Here is a 7,705-nt window from a genome sequence, read left to right on the forward strand (position 1 = left end):
GCGGATGAAATCTTTATCATGTCATTCGTGTCGTCATGGCCGTTTGCCCAATTCGACTGCAAACAACAAGGCCGGATCCACCGGCCCGTTGTCTTATCTCAACCGAATTTTCGCCACACACTCCACATGCGCCGTGTGCGGAAACATGTCCACTGGCTGGACTTCGATCGTTTCGTAGCCGCCGTCTTCTAAGATGCGCAAGTCGCGGGCGAGTGTCGCCGGATTGCACGAGACGTAGACGACGCGGGGCGGCTTCATGGCGATGATCGTCTCAAGCAGCGAGGCGTCACAGCCTTTGCGCGGCGGGTCAACGACCAAGCAGTCAGCGCGGATGCCTTCTTGATACCAACGCGGGATGACGTCTTCGGCGGCGCCGACTTCGAAGGTGACGTTTCTGATACCATTCAGCTCGGCGTTGCGCTTGGCGTCTTCGATCGCTTCGGGGACGATTTCGACGCCGTAGACATGCTTCGCTTTTCTCGCTAAAAAGAGCGAGATCGTGCCGATGCCGCAGTAGGCGTCCATGACCGTCTCCGATCCAGTCAACTCAGCGTACTCGAGCGCTTTGTCGTACAGCACTTTCGTCTGTTCCGGATTGACTTGGTAAAACGAGCGGGCCGAGATGGCGAATTGGATGTCGCCGATGCGGTCGGTGATGAACTCGCTTCCCCATAACACCCGCGTTTTGGCGCCGAAAATGACGTTCGTCCGCTCGGGGTTGACGTTTTGCACGATCGATTTGACGTTCGGGATGTCGCGGACGATGGCGCGGACGATTTCTTGTTCATGCGGCAAACGTTCGGTGCGGGTGACGAGCACGACCATCACCTCGCCTGTCGCCGTGCCGTAGCGGGCGACAATATGGCGAAGAACGCCCTTGTGCGTAGCTTCGTCGTATGGGGGAATACCATAGCGCTCGGCGATGCGCTTCACCGTCTGGACGACGACATCGTTCGCCTCTTGTTGGATGAGGCAGGCGTCCATATCGATGATTTCATGGCTCCGCTCTTTGTAAAAGCCCGCGACCAAGCCCCCTTCGCGCTCGCCGACCGGCACTTGCGCCTTGTTTCGATACCGCCATGGGTTCTTCATCCCGATGACGGGATGGACGGTGACGCCTTCTAGCTTGCCGATGCGGGCGAGCACTTCTTTTACCTGCTTTTCCTTCGCCTTCAGCTGACCTTCATAGCTGAGGTGCTGCAGCTGGCAGCCGCCGCATTGGCGATAGACGGGGCACGGCGGCTCGACGCGGTCGGGGCTCGGTTCGTACAGCTCCATGAGACGGCCGTACCCGTACCCTTTTTTCACTTTGATCACTTTCACCTTCGCCCGCTCCCCGGGAAGCGCGTGTTTCACGAACAAGGGAAAGCCGTCGACTTTCGCCACGCCGAGGCCGTCGTGGGTCAAATCGGTGAATGTGACGTCATAATACTCGTTTTTGGCGACAGGTGCTTGTTGCTTCGTCATATCGTTCTCCTTTCTGCCGTTCCTCTGTATATGTAGCGTGCCCTTTATAGGGGAAAGGCATAAGAAAAGAACAGGCTTATCTTCCTGTTCTCACTTGTTCTGCCTTTTCTTTTGGCATCAATACGTCAATATGGCGGCGCAAATTGACGAACTCCCCTGGAAGCATGCCGCCGAATTCGCCGTCTAAGTTCAGCTGCATCGGCGAGTGCACTTTTACCCGGTTCGCTTTCGTGTAAATGACGTGCGGGTCGTTGATGTGCTCGCCGCGCGCCGCGAGGGTGACAAGGCGGATGAATTCGGCCAAGTTCGTTTTCTTGACGATGATAAAATCGAACAGGCCGTCATTCAATGATGAATCGGGTGCCAGTTTTTCAAACCCGCCGACCGAGTTCGTGAGCGAAACCAAAAACATCATAATCTCGCCTTCGAACAGTTTGCCGTCATACTCGATTTGCGCTTCGGTCGCCTTGATGGACGGCAACATCTCGATCCCTTTCAAGTAATAGGCGAGCTGGCCAAGCATCGTTTTCAGCTTGCTCGGCACTTCGTAGGTGAGCTCGGTCAGGCGCCCGCCGCCCGCGATGTTGATGAAATAGCGCGTTTTGTCTTCGTTCGTCACACAGCCGATGTCAATCGGGACGGGCTCGCCCGTGGCGATCACGTCGCACGCCCCTTCAATCGAACGGGGCACGCCGATGGCGCGGGCGAAATCGTTCGTCGTCCCAACGGGAATGACGCCCAGTGTCGGCCGATGCGGCTGATCGGCGATGCCGTTGACGACTTCATTGATCGTTCCGTCGCCCCCTGCGGCGACAACGAGATCAAATTCCCGCAGGACGGCCTGGCGCGCTGCTTCCGTCGCATCCCCCGGCCCTTCGGTGGCGTGGCACGACGTTTCATAGCCCGCCTTTTCCAACCGCACGAGCACATCAGGCAAATGGCGCTTAAACAGCTCCCGCCCTGATGTCGGGTTATAAATGATTCGAGCTCGTTTCATTATTCTCAACCTACTTCCTTTTTTCCATTCCACCCGTTCCCATCATAACGAAACAACGCTTGATGCGCAACTCCGACGAATGTCGTGAACAAGGCGGCGAGAAACAGCGCCCTCGGGTTCAAGCGAAGGGCGCTGTGGGAGGATAGGCATCATTCTGTTGTCTTCGCCTCTTGGGACGATGCTGGCGCACCGAGCGGCTGGACATGGGCCGCTCCACCCTGGGCGACGCTCTCGAGCAGCTGCTTCACATCGATGCCGGTCGACGCTTTCAACGTCTCCTGCAAGCTCGCCATTAAGTTCGTCGCATAGCCCGTGACGCGGTTGGCGCCGCCTCCCGCTCCTGAGCCGGTGTCGACGATCGTCAGCTTCTCGATGTTCGCAAGCGGGCTCGCCACTTGTTTCGCATACTCCGGAAGCATCTTGATGATCATGTCGAGCACCGCAGCCTGGCCATAGCGCTCGAACGCTTCGGCGATCTTTTGTTTCGCTTCCGCTTCGGCGAGGCCTTTCAGTCGGATGATTTCCGCTTCCGCTTCCCCTTTCGCTTTCTCCGCCTCGGCTTTTGCCAACCCGTCGAGTCGGACGCGCTCCGCTTCCGCTTTCGCCAGCGTTTCGACGCGGTACTTTTGCGCATCGGCTTCGGCGATTTGTTTCGCCTTTTCCGCCGCCGCTTTTTGTTCGATCGCATAGCGCTCGGCATCGGCTTTTTTCTTCACTTCCGAGTCGTATTGGCGCTCGCGGCGCAAAATTTCTTTTTCTTCGAGCTCGATTTGTTTTTGCCGCTCGATGATTTTGATTTGCATTTGTTGGGCCATCACTTCTTGTTTCGCCTTCGCTTCCTCCAAATGATACGCCTGGTCGGCGCGCGCTTTGGCGATGTCTTGTTCGCGGCGGAACTCGGCGAGCTTCAGTTGGTTGATTTTCTCCGCTTCGGCGATTTCCGTCAGCCGCTCGAGCTCGGCTTTGCGCGCTTCCTTGTCCGCTTCGGCGCGCTTGATGCGCGTCTCTTTTTCCGCCTCGGCTGTTGCGATGTCGGCGTCGCGCTTCACTTGGGCGATGCGCGGCTTCCCGAGCGCATCGAGGTAGCCGTTTTTGTCACGCACGTCTTTGATCGTAAACGAGACGATGACCAACCCCATTTTCGCCAAATCTTGCGACGCAACGCGCTGCACTTCTTGCGAAAACTTGTCGCGGTTTTTGTAAATTTCTTCAACAGTCATTGACCCGAGAATGGAACGGAGATGGCCTTCGAGCACTTCTTTCGCTTCGTTTTCCATATCTTGACGTGTTTTCCCTAAAAACTGCTCGGCCGCGGTCGCGATTTCGCCGATTGAGCTGCCGACTTTAATGATCGCCACCCCGTCCGCCATCACGGGCACGCCTTGTTCGGTGTACACCTCGGGCGTTTGCACGTCAAGCTTGATCGACAATAGGCTCAGCGGCTCGGCCTGTTGGAAAATCGGCACAACAAACGTGCCACCGCCGCGGACGATTTTGATTTTGTTTCCCGACTCATCGACATGAACGTTTTTGCTTCCTAAGTAGCTGCCCGTCACAATGAGCGCCTCGTCCGGCCCGACGGTGCGGTAGCGGGCGATAAAAATGGCAATAAGTCCGACAAGAAGCAAGACGACGACGCCAATGACAATCAACCATGGTGCAACAGTCATGACATTTCCCCTTTCGTTATGTTAGATAGAAAGCTGATACGGATCGTGCCTCGCCACCACGCGATGCCGTTTTCCATTTGCACGATGACGACTTCTTCCCCCGCAGCGATTTCCTCGCGATGGAGGCTTTTCGCTGGTTTGGCCACCGCCCCGCTTTTGCGGGAGATGAGAATTTCACCAAATCCGTCAGGCGGCACCGAGACGATCACTTTGGCAAGCGCCCCCTCCAAATCGGCGTCCGTATACCCAAGCGACGCTTCCGCCGACCGAAGCGGCAAAAAAACGAAAAAGTGCAACAGCAACACGACAACGAGCGCCGCGCCGATGGCAAGCCATAGAACCAAGCTCGATGCCCAGTCTGTGTACCATTCCGCCAGCAATCCGACCGCGCTGCCAACAATGAAAAACGATAAAACTAGCTGCGGACTGAACAGCGGATGATCAGCCACATCGAACAAACCGTCAAGCACATCGCTGAAGAAAAAATACAAAACCGTCAACAACGCACTGACGACAAGCACCCATCCGTACACAACTTCAGGCGAATGGCTGAACAACTCCCCTCCCTCCTTTCCCCTTCGCTTATACATACGGCGAGGGCAGCCGTTGGTTTCATCATTTTTCCAATGTCATCAAAATTCGACAATCCTCCCTGATTTCCTTCTTCTAACAGCAGAAAAAATGCAGGGAGACCGGCAGGATTTTGCATAGTGCAAGGCGAATCAAGCTATGCGAATCTAAAAACATATCGGGAGGGAGACCATGTCAGAAACGCGCATTGACCACGATCGGCTGTTTAAAGAGTTGTTGAGCACCTTTTTTGAAGAATTTGTTCTCCTCTTCTTTCCTCACGTACACGAACAGATTGACTTTCACTACCTTTCCTTTTTATCAGAAGAAGTGCTGACCGATGTCACCGCGGGTGAAAAACATCGAGTCGATTTATTGGTCGAGACGAAGCTGAGAGGAGAAGATGGACTGATCGTCGTCCACATCGAACATCAAAGCTACATCCAATCCTCGTTTTCAGAGCGAATGTTCATTTATTTCAGCCGCTTGTTTCAAAAACACCGCCGCCGCATTCTTCCGATCGCCATCTTCAGCTATGATGCCATCCGCGATGAACCATCTTCATTCACCGTTTCGTTTCCGTTTTTGACCGTTCTCGATTTCCGTTTTTTGACGGTGGAATTGTCCAAACTCCCATGGCGCACATACATCCGCCATGACAACCCGGTCGCTGCCGCCCTGTTAAGCAAAATGGGGTATAATGAAGAGGAGAAGGTGGAAGTGAAAAAGGAATTTTTGCGCATGCTCGCCCGCCTCGAGCTCGATGAGGCGAGACAGCGTCTGTTGTTCGGCTTTTTCGAAACGTATTTGCGGTTATCGGAGGAAGAAGAAGTCCGACTGCGAAATGAGGTGAAGACCATGGAGGAGAAGGAGGCTGCCAAAGTCATGGAACTCATCGTGTCATACGAACAGAAAGGCATGGAAAAAGGAATGGAAAAAGGAATAGAGAAAGGAATGGAGAAAGCAAAGCTAGATGTTGCGAAACGAATGTTGGCAAAAGGATTTGATGCTGACACGATCCATGAACTGACCGGACTGCCGCTGGAAACGATTGAACAATTGAAGCCATGAGAAGGCAAACCCCTTCTCCCTGAATCATTCGGGTTGCCGCCCCCCATTTCTCCAAACTTTGGAACATCTTCAGGGAGAAGGTCTTTTCATCGTTCTTCGCTTTATTCCTCTGAAATCCCCAGCCGCTCCAACTCCCGCCCAAGCTGCCCCGTAAGCATGAGCCCGTACATGCGAAAATCGGCCCGAAGCGACCAAAACGGATGGCCGAAGGTGGCGGGCTTGTTTCCTTCAATGAAAAAGTGGCTGAACCAGGCGAGCGCATAGGCGGCGATTGGCGCGCCGAGCAGCCACCACGCATTCCTCGTCACGATCGCGATGATCACGAACAAAAAGACAAAACTCGTCCCGGCAAAATGCCATCTCCGCGTCGCCGGTTTGCGGTGCTGGGTCAAATAAAATGGCCAAAACTCTTCATAATCGCGGAATCCCATCTCCCTTTCCCCCTTCGACGGATGCGGCGCGCCGCCCACGAATGCCGCGAACGAGCAGCACCCAGTACCCGATCATGTACAGAAACAGCACAAGCGACAGCCACGCCCACCATTGCCCTTCGATGAGGGATTGCTGCCAGTAGGCGAACGGATCGACGCCGACCCTGGCGATCGTGTGAAAATTGTTCAGAAAAAAGAGCGGCACTGCGATCACCGCAACGAGCGAATACAAGCGGCGAACCGTTCCTTTCACTAGCATCGCCACACCGACAATCAAGGTGGCCATGCACATAATGTAGTACAACACGGACATCCATAGCGGCGCACTCGGGCCCATTTCAAATCCCTTTTCATCCGTCATAATGGCCATATTCGATGAGAACCAAAAGAGTTCCTTCCTGTTAGAACGATGTTCCCTTCCTCTGTGAGGGAGCGGCTGCTCAAGTTCAACACACATTTGGCCTGCACCCACAAAGCTCCCCTTCATAATGAATTGTGTTTTCAAGTTGCGGGAAAGAGTGTGGGAACACAGAAGGACGTAACTCTTAGAACGGGATCTCCTCCATTTTTGGGATCATGCCCGCTCAGCTGCAGTCAGTTCGCTTTTGTTATGTTTAGCACTTGAGAATCAATACCTAATTCTATATACATGCAACATGAAGAGTTAACTTCTCAGTCATCCTGCACACCCTAAGCGTTGCAGCACTTCCTGCGGACGTTCGTGGATGTCGTCCGCAAACCGAGCAATGGCCTGGACGATATCGTTTCGATGTTTGTGAAACACATTGGCGATCACGGTGTCTTTCAGCCATTTCCACAAGCTGAATGCGGGCGTTATCCAACACCAAGACGATGAGACGGTCTGGATAGCGCTCTTTGAGCATTCTCAAGAAATTCAAGAACGTCGCGGCATTGGCACGGCAGTCGTTTGATGAAGCACCGTTTCGCCATCGTGGATGTTGACCGCGCCAAACCGCGATACGTGGGCATGATGGCCGAACGTCGGCACTTGTTTTTGGCGGCCGACTTCTGACCATGTGGACCGCAAGACATGGTAAGAGCGGATATGGGTTTCATCGATGTACAGAAGAACGGCATCTTCTGTGTCCTTGGTGATCAAGTTTTTTGATCAGATCCATTTGCTTTTCCAATTGCTTTTGCTCATCCGGGTTCCCTTTCGCCAGTGTGTACGTCGGTCGTGTCCACGACAGCCCTTTGCGGTGCAGGAGTTTTCGCAGCGCTTCGCGGGAAATGGAAACACCGAATTGCTTTGCGACATAGGATTGCAGGAGTTTGGTGTTCCACGCCGAGGCGACGTCCCAGCCCAGTTCGGCGGGAGTGGTGGTCAATACAAGCTGTTTGATCTTTTCCTGCTGTTCTTCGGTGAGAAACGGCTCCCGCCCGGGGGCGAAATCCCGATGAAGCAGGAGTTCAAGGCCGCCTTCGTTGAACAGCGACACATAATGGGAAACGGTTTGTCGGCACACGTTGACCATGGA

General features: G+C 54.2%; 7 protein-coding genes and 1 pseudogene. 1 reads left to right on the forward strand and 7 read right to left on the reverse strand.

Annotated features, from left to right (window positions below):
• Positions 1-93: 93 nt before the first annotated feature.
• From rlmD to I656_RS08210, 4 genes and pseudogenes are all read right to left on the reverse strand, one after another.
• Positions 94-1,467 (reverse strand): 23S rRNA (uracil(1939)-C(5))-methyltransferase RlmD, encoded by a 1,374-nt coding sequence (rlmD, locus tag I656_RS08225; protein WP_020755007.1) that lies wholly within the window; start codon positions 1,465-1,467, stop codon positions 94-96.
• Between the two features lie 76 nt (positions 1,468-1,543).
• Positions 1,544-2,464 carry a diacylglycerol kinase gene (locus I656_RS08220; RefSeq protein WP_015373870.1) on the reverse strand — a complete coding sequence of 307 codons (921 nt, stop codon included), beginning with the start codon at positions 2,462-2,464 and terminating at the stop codon, positions 1,544-1,546.
• A gap of 149 nt (positions 2,465-2,613) precedes the next feature.
• The gene (locus I656_RS08215; protein WP_015373869.1) at positions 2,614-4,134 is read right to left on the reverse strand and encodes a flotillin family protein; all 1,521 of its coding nucleotides are present in this window, start codon (positions 4,132-4,134) and stop codon (positions 2,614-2,616) included.
• Positions 4,135-4,155: 21 nt separating this feature from the next.
• A pseudogene (locus I656_RS08210) lies at positions 4,156-4,724 on the reverse strand (NfeD family protein).
• 172 nt (positions 4,725-4,896) lie between these two features.
• On the opposite strand from I656_RS08210, the gene I656_RS08205 reads away from it, so the two are divergent.
• Complete coding sequence (locus I656_RS08205) at positions 4,897-5,775, forward strand: Rpn family recombination-promoting nuclease/putative transposase (protein ID WP_020755012.1); 879 nt, start codon at positions 4,897-4,899, stop codon at positions 5,773-5,775.
• A gap of 101 nt (positions 5,776-5,876) precedes the next feature.
• Here the strand turns inward: I656_RS08205 and I656_RS08200 are convergent, their stop codons facing one another.
• From I656_RS08200 to I656_RS18840, 3 genes are all read right to left on the reverse strand, one after another.
• Positions 5,877-6,206, reverse strand: coding sequence for a DUF962 domain-containing protein (locus tag I656_RS08200; RefSeq protein ID WP_020755013.1), 330 nt, complete (start codon positions 6,204-6,206; stop codon positions 5,877-5,879).
• Positions 6,187-6,543 carry a hypothetical protein gene (locus I656_RS0115515; RefSeq protein WP_223810865.1) on the reverse strand — a complete coding sequence of 119 codons (357 nt, stop codon included), beginning with the start codon at positions 6,541-6,543 and terminating at the stop codon, positions 6,187-6,189. The genes I656_RS08200 and I656_RS0115515 overlap by 20 nt, the downstream gene beginning before the upstream one ends.
• A gap of 736 nt (positions 6,544-7,279) precedes the next feature.
• Positions 7,280-7,705: winged helix-turn-helix domain-containing protein (locus I656_RS18840; RefSeq protein ID WP_033005578.1), on the reverse strand; the 426-nt coding region annotated here is incomplete at its 5' end.

This window comes from Geobacillus sp. WSUCF1 (assembly GCF_000422025.1).
Taxonomy (GTDB): Bacteria; Bacillota; Bacilli; order Bacillales; family Anoxybacillaceae; genus Geobacillus; species Geobacillus zalihae.

Bases quoted from the DNA above. Each gene is read 5' to 3' on its own strand.
- I656_RS08200 (WP_020755013.1), bottom strand. From the start codon at position 6,206: ATGGGATTCCGCGATTATGAAGAGTTTTGGCCATTTTATTTGACCCAG.
- I656_RS08205 (WP_020755012.1), top strand. From the start codon at position 4,897: ATGTCAGAAACGCGCATTGACCACGATCGGCTGTTTAAAGAGTTGTTG.
- I656_RS08215 (WP_015373869.1), bottom strand. From the start codon at position 4,134: ATGACTGTTGCACCATGGTTGATTGTCATTGGCGTCGTCGTCTTGCTT.
- I656_RS08220 (WP_015373870.1), bottom strand. From the start codon at position 2,464: ATGAAACGAGCTCGAATCATTTATAACCCGACATCAGGGCGGGAGCTG.
- I656_RS0115515 (WP_223810865.1), bottom strand. From the start codon at position 6,543: ATGGGCCCGAGTGCGCCGCTATGGATGTCCGTGTTGTACTACATTATG.
- rlmD (WP_020755007.1), bottom strand. From the start codon at position 1,467: ATGACGAAGCAACAAGCACCTGTCGCCAAAAACGAGTATTATGACGTC.